21 protein-coding genes and 3 tRNA genes are annotated in these 20109 nt (G+C 65.2%); 13 read left to right on the forward strand and 11 right to left on the reverse strand.

Features of this window, described 5'->3' with window-relative positions:
• Both C563_RS21400 and C563_RS0114465 read left to right on the forward strand, forming a co-directional pair.
• Window positions 1–340, forward strand: a 340-nt coding sequence (locus C563_RS21400) for an enolase C-terminal domain-like protein (protein WP_018762786.1), incomplete at its 5' end; no start/stop codon positions are given.
• Window positions 341–349: 9 nt separating this feature from the next.
• Window positions 350–1081, forward strand: coding sequence for a FadR/GntR family transcriptional regulator (locus tag C563_RS0114465; protein ID WP_018762787.1), 732 nt, complete (start codon window positions 350–352; stop codon window positions 1079–1081).
• Window positions 1082–1188: 107 nt separating this feature from the next.
• Here C563_RS0114465 and C563_RS0114470 read toward each other — a convergent pair.
• Window positions 1189–1271: transfer RNA gene (locus C563_RS0114470), tRNA-Leu, on the reverse strand.
• A gap of 396 nt (window positions 1272–1667) precedes the next feature.
• Here C563_RS0114470 and C563_RS0114475 point away from each other — a divergent pair.
• Genes C563_RS0114475 through pknB form a run of 7 tightly spaced genes read left to right on the forward strand, consistent with a single transcriptional unit; the run spans window position 1668 to window position 11121 of the window.
• Window positions 1668–2417 carry an FhaA domain-containing protein gene (locus C563_RS0114475; RefSeq protein ID WP_018762788.1) on the forward strand — a complete coding sequence of 250 codons (750 nt, stop codon included), beginning with the start codon at window positions 1668–1670 and terminating at the stop codon, window positions 2415–2417.
• Complete coding sequence (locus C563_RS0114480) at window positions 2414–2896, forward strand: FHA domain-containing protein FhaB/FipA (RefSeq protein ID WP_018762789.1); 483 nt, start codon at window positions 2414–2416, stop codon at window positions 2894–2896. The genes C563_RS0114475 and C563_RS0114480 overlap by 4 nt, the downstream gene beginning before the upstream one ends.
• A 2-nt stretch (window positions 2897–2898) precedes the next feature.
• Window positions 2899–4596: a PP2C family protein-serine/threonine phosphatase gene (locus C563_RS0114485; RefSeq protein ID WP_018762790.1), complete on the forward strand. Its 1698-nt coding sequence runs from the start codon at window positions 2899–2901 to the stop codon at window positions 4594–4596.
• Entirely contained in the window at window positions 4593–5990 is a 1398-nt protein-coding gene (locus C563_RS0114490; protein WP_018762791.1) for an FtsW/RodA/SpoVE family cell cycle protein, read from the forward strand. Before C563_RS0114485 ends, C563_RS0114490 begins: the two co-directional genes overlap by 4 nt.
• On the forward strand, window positions 5987–7447 hold the full coding sequence (locus C563_RS0114495) for a peptidoglycan D,D-transpeptidase FtsI family protein (RefSeq protein ID WP_026264867.1): 1461 nt from the start codon (window positions 5987–5989) through the stop codon (window positions 7445–7447). The genes C563_RS0114490 and C563_RS0114495 overlap by 4 nt, the downstream gene beginning before the upstream one ends.
• A complete protein-coding gene (locus C563_RS0114500) occupies window positions 7444–9159 on the forward strand; it encodes a serine/threonine-protein kinase (RefSeq protein WP_018762793.1) in 1716 nt (571 codons plus the stop codon). The genes C563_RS0114495 and C563_RS0114500 overlap by 4 nt, the downstream gene beginning before the upstream one ends.
• Window positions 9160–9174: 15 nt before the next feature.
• Window positions 9175–11121, forward strand: coding sequence for a Stk1 family PASTA domain-containing Ser/Thr kinase (gene pknB, locus C563_RS0114505; RefSeq protein WP_026264869.1), 1947 nt, complete (start codon window positions 9175–9177; stop codon window positions 11119–11121).
• Window positions 11122–11141: 20 nt separating this feature from the next.
• On the opposite strand, the gene C563_RS0114510 is transcribed toward pknB, so the two are convergent.
• Genes C563_RS0114510 through C563_RS0114520 form a run of 3 tightly spaced genes read right to left on the reverse strand, consistent with a single transcriptional unit; the run spans window position 11142 to window position 12747 of the window.
• A complete protein-coding gene (locus C563_RS0114510) occupies window positions 11142–11783 on the reverse strand; it encodes an aminodeoxychorismate/anthranilate synthase component II (protein WP_018762795.1) in 642 nt (213 codons plus the stop codon).
• Window positions 11780–11950 (reverse strand): hypothetical protein, encoded by a 171-nt coding sequence (locus tag C563_RS22620; RefSeq protein WP_018762796.1) that lies wholly within the window; start codon window positions 11948–11950, stop codon window positions 11780–11782. Before C563_RS22620 ends, C563_RS0114510 begins: the two co-directional genes overlap by 4 nt.
• 2 nt (window positions 11951–11952) lie before the next feature.
• Window positions 11953–12747 (reverse strand): class E sortase, encoded by a 795-nt coding sequence (locus tag C563_RS0114520; RefSeq protein WP_018762797.1) that lies wholly within the window; start codon window positions 12745–12747, stop codon window positions 11953–11955.
• Window positions 12748–12920: 173 nt separating this feature from the next.
• Here C563_RS0114520 and C563_RS0114525 point away from each other — a divergent pair, with 173 nt between their 5' ends.
• Window positions 12921–13172: a cell division protein CrgA gene (locus tag C563_RS0114525; protein ID WP_018762798.1), complete on the forward strand. Its 252-nt coding sequence runs from the start codon at window positions 12921–12923 to the stop codon at window positions 13170–13172.
• Between the two features lie 34 nt (window positions 13173–13206).
• Window positions 13207–13812 (forward strand): DNA-3-methyladenine glycosylase I, encoded by a 606-nt coding sequence (locus C563_RS0114530; protein WP_026264870.1) that lies wholly within the window; start codon window positions 13207–13209, stop codon window positions 13810–13812.
• Between the two features lie 189 nt (window positions 13813–14001).
• Here C563_RS0114530 and C563_RS0114535 read toward each other — a convergent pair whose 3' ends face one another.
• The 3 genes from C563_RS0114535 to C563_RS0114545 all read right to left on the reverse strand — a co-directional run bounded on the left by C563_RS0114535 (window position 14002) and on the right by C563_RS0114545 (window position 16442).
• A complete protein-coding gene (locus tag C563_RS0114535) occupies window positions 14002–14469 on the reverse strand; it encodes a carboxymuconolactone decarboxylase family protein (RefSeq protein WP_018762800.1) in 468 nt (155 codons plus the stop codon).
• Window positions 14470–15008: 539 nt separating this feature from the next.
• The gene (locus C563_RS0114540; RefSeq protein ID WP_026264872.1) at window positions 15009–15887 is read right to left on the reverse strand and encodes a rhomboid family intramembrane serine protease; all 879 of its coding nucleotides are present in this window, start codon (window positions 15885–15887) and stop codon (window positions 15009–15011) included.
• A 9-nt stretch (window positions 15888–15896) separates the two neighbouring features.
• Window positions 15897–16442 (reverse strand): peptidylprolyl isomerase, encoded by a 546-nt coding sequence (locus C563_RS0114545; protein ID WP_018762802.1) that lies wholly within the window; start codon window positions 16440–16442, stop codon window positions 15897–15899.
• 155 nt (window positions 16443–16597) lie between these two features.
• Here C563_RS0114545 and C563_RS0114550 point away from each other — a divergent pair, with 155 nt between their 5' ends.
• Window positions 16598–17584, forward strand: coding sequence for a hypothetical protein (locus tag C563_RS0114550; protein WP_018762803.1), 987 nt, complete (start codon window positions 16598–16600; stop codon window positions 17582–17584).
• A gap of 112 nt (window positions 17585–17696) precedes the next feature.
• Entirely contained in the window at window positions 17697–18572 is an 876-nt protein-coding gene (locus tag C563_RS0114555) for a glycosyltransferase (RefSeq protein WP_026264874.1), read from the forward strand.
• A 24-nt stretch (window positions 18573–18596) separates the two neighbouring features.
• Here C563_RS0114555 and C563_RS0114560 read toward each other — a convergent pair whose 3' ends face one another.
• The 4 genes from C563_RS0114560 to C563_RS0114575 form a co-directional block, all read right to left on the reverse strand.
• Complete coding sequence (locus C563_RS0114560) at window positions 18597–19538, reverse strand: DMT family transporter (RefSeq protein WP_026264875.1); 942 nt, start codon at window positions 19536–19538, stop codon at window positions 18597–18599.
• Window positions 19539–19620: 82 nt separating this feature from the next.
• Window positions 19621–19696: transfer RNA gene (locus tag C563_RS0114565), tRNA-Ala, on the reverse strand.
• Window positions 19697–19767: 71 nt separating this feature from the next.
• On the reverse strand, window positions 19768–19947 hold the full coding sequence (locus C563_RS22820; protein WP_018762806.1) for a DLW-39 family protein: 180 nt from the start codon (window positions 19945–19947) through the stop codon (window positions 19768–19770).
• Window positions 19948–19955: 8 nt separating this feature from the next.
• Window positions 19956–20029 (reverse strand) — tRNA-Ile (locus C563_RS0114575).
• Window positions 20030–20109: the final 80 nt, after the last annotated feature.

Raw genomic sequence — 20109 nt, forward strand, 5'->3', positions numbered from 1 at the left:
CGAACACAAAGCCCTGATCAACGCCAACGGCTGCGACATCATCCAACCCGATGCCCCACGCGTCGGCGGCATCACCCAATTCCTCCGACTCGCCGCCCTCGCCGACGAACGCGGCCTGGGCCTAGCCCCGCACTTCGCCATGGAAATCCACCTCCACCTCGCCGCCACCTACCCCCGCGAACCCTGGGTAGAACACTTCGACTGGCTCGACCCGCTGTTCAACGAACGCCTCGAAACCAAAGACGGCCGGATGATCGTCCCGGACCGCCCCGGCCTCGGCATCACCCTCAGCGACCAAGCCCGCGCCTGGACAACCGAAAGCGTGGCCTTCGGCGCGTAACCTTGACCCATGAGCCGGAACCTCACCGCGGATCTCGCCGCTGACCTTCGCAACCGCATCGTCGACGGTGTCATCCAGCCAGGCGAGAAGCTGCCCAGCGAAAACACGCTCATCAATGATTTCGGCGTCAGCCGCACCGTGGTGCGCGCAGCCCTGACAAGGCTGCAGGCCGAGGGACTCGTTGAAACCGAACGCGGACGCGGCAGCTTCGCCCTCACGCCACCCTCGGACGCACCGCCGGCCATGCCGGGTGGACGTCCAGTGACCAGCACAGAGGACAGGCTCCACCTGCTGGAATTCCGCATGGGCGTGGAGACGGAGGCCGCGGCACTGGCGGCCCGCAACCGCACGGACAGGCAGTTGCGGACCGTCGGCACCGCACTGGAAGCCTTTACCGAAAGCTCGGGCCACCCCGCCCACGCCATGAAGTCGGACTTCGAATTCCACCGGGCCGTGGCTGCGGCCTCCGGCAACCCCTATTACTCCGACTGCCTGGCAGCCCTGGGGCAGACCATGATCGCGATGCCGCGCACCCGCCTGATGACCGGCGTCGAGCATTATGCCCGGGACCATTTCGACCAGGTGGTGCTGGAGCACCGCTCCATCCTGGAGGCCATCGCCGATGGTGACGAGGCGGCCGCGGCAGCTGCCATGCGGAGCCACCTGGCCAATTCACGACGCCGGTTCAAGGCGTCCGCGCGCCCGGCCGCGCAGCAGGACGCTTCGCCGCCGCATTCCTAAGCGTGTTCGCACACCCGCTCTTAATAGGGACGGATCCGCGAACCAGCCCATGAGCGGCCAGCAACGCAAAAAAGCCCCGGTCCAAGACCGGGACTTTTCCATATGCGTGCGCGAGGGGGGATTTGAACCCCCACGCCCTTTCGGACACTGGCACCTGAAGCCAGCGCGTCTGCCGTTCCGCCACTCGCGCGCAACTTCTTCCACTCAGCCGGCGCGGATTTCCGTACCTGCACCTCGTAAAAGCAGCGAGATCAAGCATAACGGACACATGCGGCAAATTACCAATTGGCCGCCAGGCCGCCGCCTTCGGCACCCCCGGACCCGGCTGTCGGCAGCGCAAAAACTGCACCGGAACGGGCCTTCGACGCTGCCGAACGCCGGGCCGGCGCGAGGGACGCCCGGATGTGAAGACGAACTTTTGCCGCCGCCCGGCCGTTGTGGATTAAGGTCATTCACGGGGCTGGCCAGTAGTATCGGATACAGGAGCGGCTGCCGTCGGCAGCCACCCCACAATGCGGCGCACTGCACTGCAGGTGCTGGTCAGGAACAACGGCTTCCCTGGAACCGGGGGGAAAGGAGAAGAACCATGGGTCTGCTGGACAGGGTCGAACGCGGCATTGAAAAGGCCGTCCGCGGTGTCTTCTCCACCGGTTCCAAGGCCCAGGTCGAGCCCGTGGAGATTGCCAGCAGGCTCCGCCGCGAAGTGGACCACAAGGCCCTTACCGTGGCCGCAGGCCGCACATTGGTGCCCAACGTTTTCGATGTCCAGCTCAGCGATGAGGACTTCCGGCGGGCACAGGAGTGGGGCACTCCCCTCGCCGAAGAACTCTGCGACGTCGTCATCAACCATGTCCGCGGCCAGGGCTACATCCTCCAGGGGCCGGTCAGGATATCCTTTCGCCGGGAGTCCGGGCTTCGGGCCGGTGACTTCGAGATCGCTTCCTCGACCGAGAAATCCCAAGGTGCCCCGGCTCCTGCACCCGCCCAGGCGCGGCCCAATGTTCCCGCGGCACCGAGCCGGCAGCCGGCGAGGCTCCAGCCTGTGCTCGATATTGACGGCCAGCGTTATTCGCTGAACGCCCAGTCCATCATCCTGGGCCGGTCCTCCGAGGCAGACATCCACATCGAGGACACCGGTGTCTCGCGCCGCCACCTCGAAATCCGCACGGCCGACGGCGTAACGAATGCGGTGGACCTTGGTTCCACCAACGGCAGCTACGTCAACGGGCAGAGGGTCTCCGGAAGCACCGAACTCACGGACGGCTCCACCATCACGATGGGACGGACAAAGATTATCTTCCGCCTGCTTCCTGCCAGCCCGGGTGGCCGCGCATGAGCGACCTCACCATCACCGCGCTGCGGTTCGGCTTCCTGCTGCTCCTCTGGGTGCTCATCTTCAGCATCGTCTCGGCCATGCGCCGCGACCTCATGGTGGGCCGCAAGGCAGCTGCCGGCGCACCCACGGCACGCCAGGTCCGCCGTAACCCGGAACTGGCCGAACCGCTGCAACAGCCTGTGAAGCAGCAGGCCCGGCAGCTGGTCGTGGTGGAAGGCCCACTCAAGGGCAAAACCCTTCCCCTGGCCGCCAGCCCCATCCTCCTGGGACGCGCCCAGGAAGCCACCCTGGTCCTGGAGGACGATTACGCCTCCGGCCGCCACGCCAGGCTGTTCCCGCAGGGAAGCCGGTGGTTCATCGAAGATCTCGGCTCCACCAATGGAACATACCTGGGAGACCAGCAACTGACCCGCGCCTTGCCGGTTGAGCCAGGGGTACCCGTGAGAATCGGCAAGACGGTCATCGAATTGAGGCCGTAGCCGTGGCCGTCACTGAAAAAACCGCACCCGGACCCGATCCGGCGGAGCGGCCCCTCATCATGCGTTACGCAGCGCGTTCGGACGTGGGCCGTATCCGCTCCAAGAATGACGACTCCGCCTACGTGGGCCGGCACCTCGCGGTGGTGGCCGATGGCATGGGCGGGCACGCAGGTGGTGACGTCGCTTCCGCCGCCACCGTCCTGGACATGATCCACCTGGACCGGCCCGACTACGGCGACGATGCCGGCACCATCCTGGCCGACGAAATACAGACCGCCAACTCCCTGCTCTCCGAACTGGTGCACATCAACCCCAAGCTCGCGGGGATGGGCACCACCGTGACCGCCCTGCTGCTGGCCGGGGGGAAGCTGCACTTCGCCCACATCGGCGATTCCCGCGCCTACCGGCTCCGCGACGGAGAATTCAAGCAAGTCAGCGTAGACCACACCTTTGTCCAGCGGCTGATCGATGAGGGCCGCCTCCGGCCCGAGGAAGCCGAAACGCACCCGCACAAGAACGTCCTGATGCGCGTCCTGGGTGATGTCGACGCCAGCCCCGAGCTGGACCTGGACACACTGGAAGCGCGGCAGGGCGACCGCTGGCTGCTCTGCTCGGACGGACTGAACTACGTTGCAGGGCATGCCGTGGAACGGACAATCCGGGAAACCAAGGACCTGCGCGAGTGCGCGGAAACCCTGGTTGACCTGACCCTTGAGGCCGGATCCCCGGACAACGTCACCGTGGTGGTGCTGGACATCGTCCCGGAAACGGCCGACGACGTCAGCACGGCCGCCGTCGAGATCATCATGCCGCCGTCTGGCAGCATGCCCGCTGCCGCGGCAGCTGCCGGAGGGGCCGCCAAGCCTGCAGCCCCCGCTTCGGATCAAGCCAGGCAGGCTCCCGCGCCGCCGGACACCGGCACCGGCGACGATGCAAAGGAACCTACATCCACCGCAGCCGGCGACGGCGACGCCACTGACCCGGACTCACGTTCCGCCGAGCCCGGCAGCACGGACCCGCACTTGGGCGAACACCTGTCCGCCGAGGTCCTCCGCGAGGAGCTTGCCTCCCGCCCGCATGAACTGGTGGGTGCGGCTGCTTCCGCCGCGGAATCCGGGTCCATCCCCACGGTTGCCGGGCGCACCGTGGCCAGGCGCGCAGCAACATTGCTCACCCACAAAGCGGAACCGGCCGGCGACACCGCGGACACCCTTGTTCCGCTTCGTCCCCGCCGCTGGATCGCGTGGTCCGTTGCAGCCGCCGTGGTGGTCGTGGTGGCCATTGGCCTCTGGCTGGGCTATGCCTGGACTCAAACCCGCTATTACGTGGGCGAGTTTGATTCCCGGGTGGCCATCTACAACGGGGTTTCCCAGCGGCTTGGCCCCATCCAGCTCTCATCCCTCGAAGCCGTGACTGATATCCGGATGGATTCCCTGCCGCCCTTCTCGCAGCAGCGCGTCCGCCAAACCGTGCCGGCGAACGACCTCTACGACGCCCAGCGGATCGTCAAGAACCTCGAGCTGACGGGCAGCACGTCACCGGAAGAGGAATGCCCCAAGCCGTCCGCGTCCGCGTCGCCACCCGCACCAACCGACAGTGCGGCTCCTCCGCCGGCATCAGGCGCCCCCGTACCGGCGCCCACCCCGACGGCACCGTCACCATCTCCCACACCCACCATCACCTGCCAGGGGGCCAAATGAGCCAGGTCAACACCGCCCCCAAGCCCCGCCGCAACGTTGAGCTCCTCCTGCTGCTGCTTGCCCTGACGGTGGGCATCGGCGCGAACATGCTGGTGGGTGTGGACCAGCAGAAGGCCTTTGACTCCGATTTCTGGTTCCAGTCAAGCCTGTTGGCCGCAGCATCCCTGGCGTTCCACGGCGTCCTGCGCTTCCGCGCGAAATATGCTGATCCGGTAATACTTCCACTGGTAGTTGCCCTGAACGGCCTGGGCCTGGCGATGATCCACCGGCTGGACCCTCCCGGCGGTGATACCGGGAACAACCAGCTCCGCTGGACCCTGATCGCCATGGCCGTGGCCATTGCAGTCATCTGGTTCCTCAAAGACCACAGGGTGCTGCGCCGGTTCACGTTTATTTCACTGGCGGCCAGTGCAGTCCTGCTGGTGCTCCCCCTGATTCCAGGCATCAGCGCCGGTGAAATCCTCGGTGCCCGCGTGTGGATCCGGATAGGTCCCATGACCTTCCAGCCCGGTGAAATCGCAAAGATCACCCTGGCGATCTTCTTTGCCGGCTATCTCTCCTCCAACCGGGACCTCATCCTGCTCGCAGGCCGCAAGGTGGGGCCGCTGCAGTTCCCGCGTTTCAAGGACCTCGGCCCCATGATCGCCGCCTGGCTGGTGAGCATTGGCGTCCTGGTCTTCCAGAGCGACCTTGGCTCCTCCGTCCTGTTCTTCGGCCTGTTCATCGTCATGATCTATGTGGCCACCAGCCGCATCAGCTGGGTCGTCATTGGCATGGCGCTGTTCCTGGGTGGCGGCCTCATCGCCTCGCAGGTTTTCTCCCATGTGGGCCTGCGGATCGACGGCTGGCTGAACGCCTTCACCGATGAGGTCTACGGGCGGCAATACGGCGGCAGCTTCCAGATCGTCGAGGGCCTCTTCGGCATGGCCAACGGCGGCCTGGTGGGTACCGGCCTGGGGCAGGGGCGCCCCGACCTGGTTCCGTTCGCCAACAGCGACATGATCATTGCCTCCCTGGGCGAGGAGCTGGGCCTGATCGGACTTTTCGCGGTGGTCCTGATGTACCTGCTGCTGTTCACCCGCGGGTTCCGGGCCGCCCTGGGTACCCGGGACGCCTTTGGAAAGTTGCTGGCCTGCGGACTGTCCTTCGCGGTGGCGCTTCAGTGCTTTGTGGTGATCGGCGGCGTCACGCGGCTGATTCCGCTGACCGGCCTCACCACGCCCTTCCTGGCTGCGGGAGGCTCGTCCCTGCTGGCCAACTGGATCATCGTGGGGCTGCTGCTGATGATCTCGCACACGGCCCGTGGGCCGGTTGACACCACTCCGCTGCCGCCGTCGGCCGGGTCCGAATCAACAGGTATTGATACTCCAACCGAGGCGGTGAAGCACGCATGAACCAGGCAATACGGCACTCATGGGTCGCGGCCATCGCAATGTTCGCCCTGATCTTCGGGGCCATCAGCTACGTGCAGGTGGTGGGCGCCGATGAGCTCAAGGACAACCCGTGGAACAAGCGCGCCATCCTCCAGACCTACTGCAATGACCGGGGTTCGATCATTGTGGGCGGAACTCCGGTGGCGGAGTCGGTGGAGAGCAACTCGGAAACCTGCAAATTCCAGCGCACGTACACCCAGCCCGAGCTGTATGCGGGACTGACCGGGTATTTCTCCCAGAACTACGGCGCCACCGGGCTGGAGCAGTCCATGGGGGCCGAACTGGCAGGCAACTCGGACCAGCTCTTCCTGGACCGCGTAGGCCAGCTCTTCCTGGGCAACCAGCCCAAGGGCGCGTCGGTGGAACTGACCATCGATCCACAGATCCAGCAGTTGGCCTACAGCCTCATCCCGGATGGCCAGCGCGGCTCGATCGTCGTCACCAATCCCAAGACGGGCGCCATCCTTGCGATGGTGTCCAAGCCGTCCTACAACCCGAACCTGGTGGCCACGCAGGATCCCACTGCGGAGAGCACCAACATCAACGAACTGGTCAAGGTGCCCGGCATTAACCTGAACCAGAACGTCAGCGGCCCCACCGGCGCGCTGCTCGCCCCGGGATCCGTTTTCAAGCTCGTGGACACGGCGGCCGCGCTTGCCTCGGGGAAATACAACAAGGACAGCGTGCTGCCCAATCCCGCTGAGATGCCATTTGACGGCATCCAGTACAAGCTGCCCAACTACGCCGGCGGCAACTGCTACACCAGGGACACCGCCACGTTCGCGTTCGCACTCCAGCAGTCCTGCAACACACCGTTCGCGAGCATCGCATTGGACCTTGGCCGCAACGCCATCGCCGACCAGGCTAAGAAGTTTGGGATTGGCGAGGATGTCGGGGACCAGCTCAAGCTCGGCCATGCCCAAGGCAACGTGTTCCCCGACAACCTGGACAAGCCCGGACTGGCCCAGTCCGCCATCGGCCAGAAGGACGTCCGGGTCACGCCGCTGCAGGTCAACATGATGACGAACGCCATCGCTAACGGCGGCGTCCAGATGGCGCCAAGCCTGGTCAAGACCCTGCGGTCCCCGGATCTGCGCGTCATTGACGAGCCCCAGCCGGCACAGCTCAGGACGTCCACCACCCCGGAAATCGCCAAGCAAATCACCGACTGGATGACCAGCGTGGTGACCGACGGCATCGCCAAGGGCGCGGCCGTCCCCGGGGTACAGGTCGCTGGCAAGACCGGCACCGCTGAACTCGGAAACGGAACCAACAACTCGTGGTTCACCGGGTTCGCCCCCGCTGATAACCCGAAGGTCAGCGTCACGATTGTCATGGAAGGCGTAGACATCTACGCGGGAGCAAAGCTGACCAGTCCCAACGCGAAGAAGATTTTTGAGGCGGTGTTGAATAAGTGAGGCCTACAACCGGAATCACCCTCGGCGGCAGATTCCAGCTGACCACGCGGATCGCGATCGGCGGTATGGGCGAAGTCTGGAAAGCCAAAGACCTCGTCCTGGGCCGCATCGTAGCGATCAAGGTGCTGAAGGAGGAGTACACCGGCGACCCCGGCTTCCTGCAGCGTTTCCGCGCCGAGGCCCGCCACACGGCCCTGCTGAACCACGTGGGCATCGCCAACGTCTTCGACTACGGCGAAGAGGAGGGCTCCGCCTACCTGGTCATGGAACTGGTTCCGGGGCAGCCGCTGAGCAGCATCATCGAGCACGAGCAGGTGCTTTCGCCGGACCGTACGCTCTCGATGATCGCCCAGACTGCCCGGGCCTTGGCCGTCGCGCACGCGCAGGGCCTGGTCCACCGCGACGTCAAGCCGGGAAACCTGCTGATCACCCCCGACGGCCGGGTCAAGGTGACCGATTTCGGCATCGCCCGCCTCGCCGACCAGGTCCCCCTGACCCAGACGGGCCAGGTCATGGGAACAGCGCAGTACCTGGCGCCGGAACAGGCCACCGGGCAGACCGCCACCGGTTCATCGGACATCTATTCCTTGGGCGTCATCGGCTACGAGTGCCTCACCGGCCACCGGCCTTTCTCCGGTGAATCGCAGATCGCCATTGCCTTGGCCCAGGTGAACGATGCACCGCCACCGCTCCCGGAGTCTCTCCCCACCCCGGTCCGTGCGCTCCTGATGTCCATGCTGGCCAAGGATCCGAAGAACCGCCCGGCCAACGCCATCAAACTGGCCGAGGCCGCGGAGGCCATCCGGAACGGCGACATCAACGCAGCTCGCGCCGCCGTGCCGGGCATGCTGCTGTTCGATGCCGAGACCGGACCCATCACCGCCCCGGTGGACACAGCCACTGCTCCCACCGGCGTCATCGGCGCGCAGCGTGATTCCGCTCCCACCGCAACGTCGGCATTGCCGGTCCTGGGCGCCGGTGCCGCCGGTGCCGCGGCCGGGGTTGCTGCAGGCGCAGCGGCCGCCGGCGCGGACGGCCCGCAGGGGCATCTCGCGCGCGCCAACGCCCTGGCGGCGGAACGGAACTGGGACCAGGAGGAGGAGAGGTACGACGACGGCCCCGCCGACGAGCCGCGGCGCAAGGGCCGCAGTCCCTGGACTTGGCCTTTGGTCGCCTTAATCCTGCTGCTCCTGTTTGCCCTGGTGGGTTTCCTGTTGAACCAGGTGGGCCTCTTCTCGCCGGCCGGCAACCCGACGTCCGGCACCAGCACCAGCACCAGCAGCACCCCTTCCCCGTCGGCCACCCCAACCCGCACCACCCCGTCGGCCACGCCCACGCAGACCCGCAGCACACCCACGCCCACGCCCACGCCCACCCAGGACACGGTCAACGTGATTCCGGCGGCCTACCTGGGCAAGGATTACCGGCAGGTCCAGGCTTCGCTGGCCGGTCTGGGGCTCCAGGTGACGGTCCTGCCGCAGGAGAGCACCGCGACCCCGGGAACTGTCCTGGAGCTGAACCCCACCGGAACAGTGCCCAAGGGTTCGCTGATTACGGTCATCTACGCGACGGCTCCGAAACCCGCCCCCACCACGGCGGCTCCGACGCCGGCGCCCACCACCTCACCCGTGGCGGGGCCGACGCCCATCTCACCGCTGCCAACCTGTGCGGCCGGCCAAACGCCCGGAACGCCCCCGACCTGCACTCCCTGACCGCCGGGACCACCAGTGAATGAGTCATCACGCACACCGCTGCACCGGGAGGACAACGTCCCAGTGGATAACCGGCGTGTCCTGAGCGGCCGGTACGAGCTCGGCAGCCTCATTGGCCGCGGTGGCATGGCTGATGTCTACCGGGGAACCGATACCCGCCTCGGCAGGACCGTGGCCATTAAACTGCTGCGCCCGGACATGGCCAGGGACCCCCAGTTCCAGGCACGGTTCAAGCGCGAGGCCCAGGCGGTGGCTGCCTTGAACCATCCCTCCATCGTGGCCATCTTCGATACCGGCGAGCACCTGGTCCACGATGGCTCCGCCGAGGATGTGCGGGTGCCCTACATCGTGATGGAATTCGTTGAGGGCAAGACGCTGCGCGACATGATCCGCGCCAAGGAAGTGACCATAGATCACGCCATCGATTACTGCCTTGGGGTGCTGGCGGCCCTGGAATACAGCCACAAGGCCGGGATCGTTCACCGGGACATCAAACCGGCCAACGTGATGTACTGCCCCGGAACCAATTCGGTGAAAGTGATGGACTTCGGCATCGCACGGGCCATCGCTGATTCCTCCGCCACCATGACCCAGACCCAGGCGGTGGTGGGCACGGCGCAGTACCTGTCTCCGGAGCAGGCCAGGGGCGAAACTGTCGACGCCCGCAGCGACCTCTACTCCGCAGCGTGCCTGCTCTACGAAATGCTGACCTCCCGGCCGCCGTTCGTTGGGGACAGTCCGGTATCCGTGGCGTACCAGCACGTTCGGGAAATCGCCGATCCACCCAGCAGCCTGAACCCCGACGTTTCTCCCGCCTTGGATACGGTCATCGCCAAGGCCCTGCAGAAGAACCGCGACGACAGGTTCCAGGATGCCGCAGCTTTCCGGCGTGCCCTGCGGGCTGCGAAGGCCGGCGTGGCCGTTCCGGCCGTGGCGGCGTCGGAGGCGCCCACGGATCCCAACGACCATGTACCGGATGCCCAGCCGCGCACTGAGGCTTTCGCGGCAACGGGCGCAAGCTTCCTTGATGATGCTCCCACCGGGCGGCTGGCTGCCGCCGGCCTGTACCACGACGACGACCCGGCCGGTCCGCTGGAAGTGGCGGACGCGCACACAACGGCTGAGCCGCTCCCGCTCGGCCTCCCTCCGGAACGCGAGCCCAGCAGGCCGCAGAAGTCCCGTCGTCGTGCGTGGATTGCCACCCTGGTGATCTTCACCCTGCTGGTCCTGGCAGGGGCCGGCCTCTGGCTATACGAAACAGTCAACCGGCCGGCGCCCGTGGCCAAGGTTCAGATACCTTCGGTGGCGGCCATGACGGAGAGCGCCGCGCTGCAGACGCTTTACAACGCGAACCTGCGTCCCAAGATCACCAGGCTTCAGAACGATACCGTTGCCAAGGGAACGGCCATCGGCACCGACCCTTCGGCCGGGGCGTCGATGGATCCAGGTGCCGAGGTGGTCCTGAACGTCTCGGATGGGCCCAGTGCGGTGAAGATTCCTGACAGCCTTCCGGGCAAGACCGAGGCTGCCGCACGGGACATCCTTCGCCAGGTGGGCCTGGTGGGCGCTCCATCGACCACCACGGCCAACAGCGCCACGGTGCCGGCGGGAATCGTCATTACGTCGAACCCGGCTCCCGGGCAGAGCGTCGGCGTGGGCACCAGCGTCGAGCTGGTGGTGTCCACGGGCAAGGTGGTGGTTCCAGAACTGCGGGGCCTCTCACGCGAGGAAGCCGAGGCCGCGCTGAAGGGGATCGGTTTGGTCCCCCTGGTGGTGGAGGTGGAAAACTCCCAGGTGGAACCGGGCAAGGTGACGGATCAAAGCGACCCCGTCAACGCCGCCGTCGAACAAGGAAAGACCATCACGGTGGTGGTTGCCAAGGCCCCCGCCCCGGCGCCGTCCCCGACGCCGACCCCCACCGACACGCCCACGCCCACGCCGAAGCCCACCAAGAAGGGCTGAAGCGCCGCCCGGCGGTCCGGTTAGTGCTGGATAAGTGGGCTTAGCTTGGCCGCACGCGCGGCGGCGCCCTTCATGCCCAGGGACTCAAGCCAGTTGCCAAGCATCTGGTATCCGCCCTCGGTGAGGACCGATTCCGGATGGAACTGGACGCCGCAAAGCGGTGCGGTCTTGTGCTGCAGTCCCATCACCACCCCGGACGCGGTTTGTGCCGTGACCTCCAGGACGTCGGGAATGGATTCCCGGACCGCCGCCAGCGAGTGATAGCGGGTGGCCGTGATGGGGGAGGGGAGGCCGGCGAACACGCTGGTGCCGCTGTGCTCCACCTGCGAGGTCTTGCCATGCATCAACTCCGGGGCATGGGTGACCGTGCCGCCGAACGCCTCCGCCAGTGCCTGGTGGCCCAGGCACACACCGAACATCGGCACGCCGTGTTCGCCGCACCACTTGATCAGCTCGATGCAGACGCCTGCCTCGGCGGGGTTGCCGGGGCCGGGTGAAATCAAAACGCCGTCCCGGGCGCCGGCGAGTTCGATCGCCTCGGCCAGGGTGACGTCGTCGTTGCGGACCACCGTGGTTTCGGCGCCGAGCTCCTGGAGGTAACCCACCAGGGTGTAGACAAAGCTGTCGTAGTTATCCACTACGAGGATCTTGGTTGTGGTCATGGCTGGTCTGCTGAACCAATCGTCGAGTCGGTGAATTGGGTGAAGTGGGACATCCAGGGGAACAGGAACTGGACCATCAATACCAGGGCAAGGGCGACCAGTACCAATGAGAAGACAATCCTCAGCCAGAGCGGACCAGGGAGGTGGCGGAATATCCAGGCGTACATGCTCAGCCTTTCCCTGTGGCGGCTGCAACCTGTGCCGCGATCTCGGCCGGCGGGCCGGCGGACGCCGGACGCCAGCTGTCCAGCAGGGCATAGGCAATGATGCGTTCTTCGGCGCCGAAGCGGGGGTTGCAGCTGGTCATGGTGAGGTAACTTTCCGTGGGTGCCACACCGGGTTGGGTGGGTACCGGTTCCAGGACGTCAGTGCGCGACGGCAGCACGATCTGGTTGTTGCGAAAAACGTAGACATAGAAGCCGTCCCTGGTCTGGACGTAGATCTTGTCCCCCGGCACCAGGGTATGGATGTTGTCCAGCACCGCGCCGTGCGTCTGGCGGTGGCCGGCCACCGCGAAGTTGCCCACCGCACCGGGCATGGCCGTGTTGCTGTAGTGTCCCAGCCCCAAGGTGTCCAGCACATCCTGGCTGGTCCCCTGGACAATCGGACGGGTGTAGGTGGCTCCGAACCGGGGGATGTACATGATGCCGATCGTGCCGGCGTGGCCCGGGGCGGTACCCACCACTGGCGTGCCGAAATCCTGCCCGCCTGCCGGTGGCGCGGCGGGTGCCGTTGCTGCCGGGGACGGCGCAGCGGTGCTGAGGTCCTGGGCAAATTCCTTGATGACCTGGCTTTGCTTGGCGTCTGATTCAACGTTGGTCCACCACAGCTGCCACGCCACGAAGAGCAGGAGGATGATGCCGGCGGTGATCAACAGTTCCCCGATGACCTGGATGGTTCCACGTAGCAGGGAGCCACGGCGGGCGGGCGGGGCCACGGGCCCGGCCTTCTCCTGCAATACCACGCGTTCTCCTCCGGGCGTCCACCCAGGGCACCGGGTGCCCATCAACTGCGGCTAGAATTGGCTGCTAGTAAGAATCCAGATTTGACCAAGATCGCGCAGACCGCTGGCAATTTCCTTCTTGCAGGATATCAAGCCCGGGCCGCCGAGCTTGCCCAGCCTGCCAAGGAGAGCCAGTGCCCGAGTCGAAACCTCGCAAGAAGACTGCCAGCACCGCCCAGCCGGCTTCCACCGATTCATACAAGCCCAACCCCGTCTGGTTCAAGCCGGTGATGTTCGGCCTGATGATCATCGGACTCTTCTGGATCATCACGTTCTACATCAGTGAGGGACGTTTTCCGGTCCAGGCGTGGCAGTCGTGGAACATCGTGGCAGGCTTCGGCATTGCCATCGTGGGGTTCCTGATGACCACCCGCTGGCGTTCCTGACGCGTTCGCAACGCTACTTTCGAGGAGGATCCCCCTGTCTCCGGATTCCGCCGGCGTGATCATTGGCGACGACGGCCTGGCCCGGCCCGCGTGGGCATCCACGGATCCGTTGATGCGCGCGTACTACGACCAGGAGTGGGGGCTGCCCGTCACTGACGAGCAGGGCCTCTACGAACGTATTTGCCTGGAGGGATTCCAGGCCGGGCTCTCGTGGGCCACCATCCTGCGCAAGCGTCCCGGCTTCCGTGCCGCCTTTGCCGGTTTCGATCCCGACGCCGTGGCCTTGTTCGGCGATGCGGACGTGGAACGGCTGATGCGGGACCCGGGCATCGTCAGGAACCGCCTGAAGATCCACGCCGCGGTCAAGAACGCCCGGGCCACCGTGGAGCTTCGAAACGACGGCGGGCTGGTGGACTTTGTCTGGAGTTTCCGCCCGGCGAGCACCCCGCGTCCCCGAGTAGCGTCGGACATTCCCACCCAATCGGCGGAGTCGATCGCATTGTCCAAGGCGTTACGGAAACGGGGCTTCTCGTTCGTTGGCCCCACCACCATGTTCGCCCTGATGGAAGCCGTGGGAATAGTGGACACGCACCTCCTGGCGAGCCACCGTCGCGGTTCCTCCGGGATCTGGGCCGAGTAGCGCCGCGCCGCGTCGGCTGTCCGCAGCTGTTGGCAAGGTTATCCACAGTGTGGATAACCTTTGTGGCATCGTGCCTCCGAGGTCTCCTGTGGCGCGTTGCTGCCCGACCGGCCGAAATTTGCCCGCAAGATGTGGTTATTAACAGTGTGGAATACCTGTGGATAACCAGCGTTGCGGCCGGACCCGTCATTACGGACGGCTGCGCCTGACGGGGTGGTGGCTGGTGATGGAAACCCGATTGAAGGCATTCATGGTGACAGCCACCCAGCTCACCGCGGAGAATTCCTCCGCCGTGAGGCACTGCCTTGCATAGGCTTCTTCACTCTCGCGCGATTCCTGGTCGGGGAGTTCCGTAATGCTTTCCACCAACGCCAGCGCAGCCCTTTCCTTGTCCGTGAACAGGGCCGTTTCCCGCCATGCCGGCAGCACCGCGAGCCGCTGTGGACTTTCACCTGCCTCAGCGGCCTTCCGCACGTGCAGGTCCAGGCAGTAGGCGCAGCCGTTGATCTGCGAGATCCGTACATTGAGGAGCTCCAGCAGGCCAGCGCCCAAGCCGGCGGCTTCCGCTGCTTCCTGCACCTTCAGTCCGAGGCCGCTGATCGCCCTCCACAGAGCCGGGTGCTGCTTGTCGAGGTACAGGTGCTCGGTGGCGCTCACGGGAGTCCTTCAAGGTAGTACGGCTGGGCAAGGCACCATCATAGGCAGAGGCGCCCGAGGGGCCGACGACGCGGTTATGCACTTAACAACATCCCGATACCCACAAGTTATCCACAACTGTGGGTAACCCCGTGGAAATCACAGGCGGTTGGGCGGTCTGGCCTACTCGCACCACGGATCCAGCGCGGGAAACTACAGGGTTGTTACTTATTAACAGTGTGCATAACGCTGTCGATAAATCCGGGTATTGCCTTCTATTGGCGCGCTCAGGGGGTGCTTTGCGGGCAGTTGTCCACATGTTGGTCCTGGATCGTCCGCTTATCCACTTACGCACACCCCTGTCCCCACAGGTTATCCACAGGTGTGGAGAAATCGAGGATATCCGGGGCCGAGAAGTAAATCGCTAGCCACTGTCCGGGAAACGGCGCCTGAACTACACCCCTGTAAGTTACCAACACTGTGGATAAGGCCTGTGGAAAAGACGAATGCCCGGCACCTGTGGTGCCGGGCATTCAGGGGTGCTTCTGGACCGCGGGGAGTTACAGGGAGACCCGCAACCATGTCAGGGCAACAAGCAGGGCCACCACCGCGGCGAGCCCTGCGGCCTGGATGAGGCCCTGCCGGCGTCCCCGCGGGGTATAGGCGAGGACGGCTGCACAAAGCCCGCCGGTGACCAGTCCGCCCAAGTGGGCCTGCCAGGCGATTTGGGGGACCAGGAAGCCGATGACACCGTTGATGGCAATCAAGACCCACAGCTGGCGGGTATCGCCTCCGCGCTGGCGCTGGACCAGCAGCATGGCGCCGAAGAGGCCGAAGATCGCTCCGGACGCCCCAACCACCCCGAAGAGTTGCTGGCCGGGAACATAAAGCGGTGTCAGCAGCAGGTACCCCACGGAACCGCCCAAGGCCGAAATAACGAACAGCGCAAGGAACCGCAGGCGGCCCAGGATTGGTTCCAGGGCCTGGCCGAAGATCCACAGCGTGTACATGTTAAGCAGAATGTGGAGGAGGTTGTCCGGCGAGTGCAGGAATGCCGAAGTGAGCATCCGCCATGGTTCGAACTCGTTGTACTTCGGTTCTGCGTAGATGTTGGCAAAGGCCAAGGCCCGGTAGACGCCTTCATTGGAAATGACGAACTGCAGGACCTGGAGAAGCGCGCAGACCGCAATGATGGCAAACGTCACCATCGGCCTGCCGGTGGCCACGGCCCCGCCGTAGACCGTCCGGACTTCGGGCGTCGTCCGCCGGGTTTCGTTGACGCAGTCAACGCACTGGAATCCGACGGCGGCCGCCCGCTGGCAGTCCGGGCACGCCGGGCGTCCGCAACGCTGGCAGCGCACATAGGAGGGCCGGTCCGGATGCCGGGGGCACACCGGAACCTGCGCGGACGGCTCAGCCGACGGAATTCCGTAACTCATGCTGTGGTGTTAAAGCTGTTCGATGTCGATGCTGTTGATGGTGACATCCTCCACGGGGCGGTCACCCATGCCGGTGCGGACACCCTCTATAGCGTCGACGACCTTCTTGGACTCCTCGTCCGCCACCTCACCGAAGATGGTGTGCTTGCCCTGCAGCCAGTCCGTGGGAATGGTGGTGATGAAGAACTGTGAACCGTTGGTGCCTTTGCCCATCTGGATGCCGGCGTTGGCCATGGCGAGCTTGTAGGGCTGGTTGAAGCTCAGTTCCGGGTGGATTTCGTCATCGAAGCGGTAGCCGGGGCCACCGGTTCCGCGGCCCAGGGGATCGCCGGCCTGAACCATGAAGTCCTTGATGATGCGGTGGAAGATGGTTCCGTTGTACAGCGGAGTGCCGGTCTTGTCCTCACCGGTTTCCGGGTGGGTCCAGGCCTGCTCGCCGGTGGCAAGGCCAACGAAGTTCTTGACCGTCTTGGGCGCGTGGTTCCCGAAGAGGTTAACCACGATGTCGCCGAGGCTGGTGTGGATGGTTGCTTTTGCAGTTGCGATGGCAGTCATAAGCCTCATTCTTCCATGTCCCCTATGGGCGGCAACGGCTGCGGCAGCAGTTCCGCGCTGGGTGAAATCGGCCTAAAATCCGCAGAGTGAATAGCCCGGGGTGGTCCGGGCACGTAGGCTAGCGACAGAACCGTCACATTAATCGGGAGGTAGTTGTGAAGAAATCGGATCGTATTGCCCGTGACCTTGAGCAGTCGGTCACCAGTGCGGTGGAAAATGCCAAGGACTGGGCGGCCCCCCGGGTGGAAGCAGCGGTGGATTGGGCTGTCCCACGGCTCCAGCACAGCCTGGATACCGCATCTCCCAAAATCCAGGAAGGCCTGAAGACCGCAGCTCACAACCTGGCTGACGGTGTTGCCACCGTGACTCCCAGGATCCAGGACGGACTGGCCCAGTTGGCGCCGAAGATCAACGACGTCGTGGAAAACGCATCACCCAAGCTTCACGACGCCCTGGACAAGGCAACGCCGGTGGTCCTGAACGCCCGGGACCGCGTGGTGGTGGACTACCTGCCCAAGCTCTCGGACCAGATCGGCGTGGCCTCGGAGGCCGTTCACCGCACCCTTGAAGGCGCACCTGCCCGCGTCGACGCCGTCGCCCAGAAGCTTGGCGACGCGGGAATTGTGCACGCCATCCAGGAACAGGCACAGGCCACCGGTACGCAGCTCAAGGCCGCCGCAACCGAGGCTGGCCGCACCGTCGGTATCCAGCTGTCCCAGCCCGAGCCCAAGAAGAAGCGCGGCTGGCTGGTCTTTGGCGTGATTGCCGCCGCAGTGGCCGCGGGCGTTGCTGCGTGGAAGGCTTCCAAGCCCGTGGAGGACCCCTGGAAGACTCCGTCGCCGGTTACCCCCACGCCTGCCCCGGTGCCGGCCACCACCGTCAGCGAGGTCAAGGAACACGTGGCTGACGCCGCAGGTAAGGCTGCAGACGCCGCAGGTTCGGCAGCCTCCGCCGTCGCGGACAAGGCAGCGGACGCCGCCGAAGCGGTCAAGGACAAGGCTGCAGACGCCGCTGACAAGGCCAAGCACGTGGCCGACGACGCGGCCGACGAAGCACCCACCGCCGCAACTGACGCCAAGACGGCTACCAAGAACATCGCGTCGAACATCGGCAACGACGTCAAGGGCACCACCGAGGCCTAGTCCTTCGCCGCGCACAAGGGGCTCCGTTTTGAACGGGGCCCCTCTTGTGTGCCCGCGGAAGCTCATGGGCCACGCCGCGGCAGGACACGGCCCGGATGCTAGATTTGATCTGATGTCAGCCGATCGATCCTCTGGGGATGCCTTGAACGACGCAGCCGAACAGCTCCGCGTGTCCATCGTTATCCCGGCGTACAACGAGGAAAGCGTTATCAGGCAGTGCCTCATCGCTGCCATCTACCAGTCGGTTCCCGCCCACGAAATCATCGTGGTGGACAACCTCTCGAGCGACCGCACTGCCGCGATCGTCAGCCAGATGCAGCTCGAATACCCGGAAAGCCCCATTATCCTGCTCAGCCAGGACCTGGAGCAGGGCCTGATCCCCACCAGGAACTTCGGGCTCGACCACGCCACGGGGGATGTCCTCGGGCGGATCGACGCGGATTCCATCGTCGAACCCGACTGGGTGGAGCAGGTCCAGAAGGCCTTTGCAGATCCCGTCGTCCAGGCCGCAACGGGGCCGGTGGTGTATTACGACATGCCCATGCGCCGTTTTGGGCTCAAAGCGGACGACAAAATGCGCCAGCTCATGCTGAAGCTGGCCAAGCACCAGTACCACTTCCTGTTCGGCTCCAACATGGCCCTGCGTGCCAGTGCCTGGGAAACCATTCGGGCCGAGACCTGCCGGGACGAGAAAGACGAGATGCACGAGGACATCGATTTGTCCCTGCACCTTGCCGACCATGAACTGCCGGTCCGCTACTGGCCGCAGATGGTGTCCGGCATGTCCGCGCGCCGGCTTGAGGACTCTCCGCGGGACTACCGCTACTACGTCACCCGCTTCGATCGGACCTACAAAGCCCACAACGTGCGCAAAATGGCATTGAAGGCCCCCATGGTGGTCTTCTTTTCGGTGTATTTCCCGGCAAAGCTCCTGCGGGCCATCCACACCGTCAACACCGCCCAACCCGTCCGCCGCGGCGGACAGTAAGGCCCGGCGGCGGCAGGCTTCCTGTCAGTCCGTTCCCAGTTCCGCCAACGGACGGCCCGACGGCGGTTCCTCCCCGGGCGGCAGTGGCCGCTTCCCTGCCCTTCCGGACCGTTGCCCCAGGACAACGACGGCGAGTCCCGCCAGGATGAGGCCCAGCCCGGCGTACGTGCCAGCCGGAAGGGTCTCGTGCAGGAAGACGGCGGCCAGAAGTGCGGCCCCGGGAATTTCCAGCAGGATGATCATGGAGACGATGAGGGGACTCATGGTGGCCAGCAGGTGGTTGAACGCCGTATGGCCCACCAACTGCGCGCAGACGGTGATGGCCGCGATACCCAGCCACCCTGCCGGCTCGAACCCTGCCAGGGGCTGGCCGGCCGCCAGGGCCAGCACCGCCACGAGTACCGCGCACATCCCGTAGCAGAGTGTGGTGTACGTCCCCGTGGTCATGCTCTGCCGGGCCTTGCCGCCTGCCAGCGTGTAGAGCCCCGCCAGCGCGCCGCCGGCCATCGCCAGCAGGTCTCCGGTCAGTGCCTGCGAAGAGGTTCCCAGGTCGAAGCCGGTAATGGCGACAACACCGCCGAAGGCAATCCCCAGTCCAGCGAGGACCTGCCAGCGGTGTCGGGTTCCGCGGACGAGCTGGAAGACGGCAATCCAGCCGGACTGCAGGCACACCAGGGCTGTGGCGGCCGCGACGGAGGTCAGTTGCAGCGAAGTGATGAAGCAGGCGAAGTGCAGGGCGAGGGCGACGGCGGCCAGCAGGGACCAGCGGAACTCGCGGGCCGTGATGCTGCCGAACTTGCGGGGCTCCAGGATGAGCGTGGGGGCAGCCATGACCACGGAACCGATGGCGTTGCGCCAAAAGGCAATGGCGAGGGCGCTGACGCTCGTGGCGCCCAGGGTTGCGGCGATCAAGGGGCCTGACGAGGCGACGCCGAGGACACCCAGGGCCGCGAAGAAGAAGTTCAATGGATACCCCCTGGAGCCGTCCCCGGAGGGAAAGGAGAACAAAAAGTCCCGGCCGGCGTTTCCGCTGACCGGGACTTTCCTATGGTGGAGGCACGGGGACTCGAACCCCGAACCCCCTGCTTGCAAAGCAGGTGCGCTACCAATTGCGCCATGCCCCCATAAGAAGCAACCCGTCCATCATACCCCAGGAACCGCGAGGCCTTGACGGCTTCCGTACCTGGCGCCCAAGCTAGTCAACCGTATCGGTTGACTTGCTCCAGACTGTTTTCCGGGCTTCGGATTCCTGTGCTTTACGGAAGACCAGCAAGCCTGCGATTGCCGCTGCGAGTACCAGCAACTTCTTCACGTGCTCCCCGTTCCGGCCGGGTACCGGATGTATCCGGACCAAACCTCCGTTTGAAACCTGCACAGGTTCCGTGGGCGTACCAGGACTTGAACCTGGGACCTCTTCGTTATCAGCGAAGCGCTCTAACCGCCTGAGCTATACGCCCCGATGCCTCATCGGGCCGAGATATGACTTTACAGCACATCCCGGCCCGATCTCAAATCGGGCATTTCCACCGGATTACCC

This window comes from Arthrobacter sp. 135MFCol5.1 (assembly GCF_000374865.1).
Taxonomy (GTDB): Bacteria; Actinomycetota; Actinomycetes; order Actinomycetales; family Micrococcaceae; genus Arthrobacter.

What these genes read in the sequence shown, in the direction of transcription:
- C563_RS0114465 (WP_018762787.1), top strand. Translation starts at nt 350, where the DNA reads ATGAGCCGGAACCTCACCGCGGATCTCGCCGCTGACCTTCGCAACCGC.
- C563_RS0114475 (WP_018762788.1), top strand. Translation starts at nt 1,668, where the DNA reads ATGGGTCTGCTGGACAGGGTCGAACGCGGCATTGAAAAGGCCGTCCGC.
- C563_RS0114480 (WP_018762789.1), top strand. Translation starts at nt 2,414, where the DNA reads ATGAGCGACCTCACCATCACCGCGCTGCGGTTCGGCTTCCTGCTGCTC.
- C563_RS0114490 (WP_018762791.1), top strand. Translation starts at nt 4,593, where the DNA reads ATGAGCCAGGTCAACACCGCCCCCAAGCCCCGCCGCAACGTTGAGCTC.
- C563_RS0114495 (WP_026264867.1), top strand. Translation starts at nt 5,987, where the DNA reads ATGAACCAGGCAATACGGCACTCATGGGTCGCGGCCATCGCAATGTTC.
- C563_RS0114510 (WP_018762795.1), bottom strand. Translation starts at nt 11,783, where the DNA reads ATGACCACAACCAAGATCCTCGTAGTGGATAACTACGACAGCTTTGTC.
- C563_RS22620 (WP_018762796.1), bottom strand. Translation starts at nt 11,950, where the DNA reads ATGTACGCCTGGATATTCCGCCACCTCCCTGGTCCGCTCTGGCTGAGG.
- C563_RS0114540 (WP_026264872.1), bottom strand. Translation starts at nt 15,887, where the DNA reads ATGAGTTACGGAATTCCGTCGGCTGAGCCGTCCGCGCAGGTTCCGGTG.
- C563_RS0114545 (WP_018762802.1), bottom strand. Translation starts at nt 16,442, where the DNA reads ATGACTGCCATCGCAACTGCAAAAGCAACCATCCACACCAGCCTCGGC.
- C563_RS0114555 (WP_026264874.1), top strand. Translation starts at nt 17,697, where the DNA reads ATGTCAGCCGATCGATCCTCTGGGGATGCCTTGAACGACGCAGCCGAA.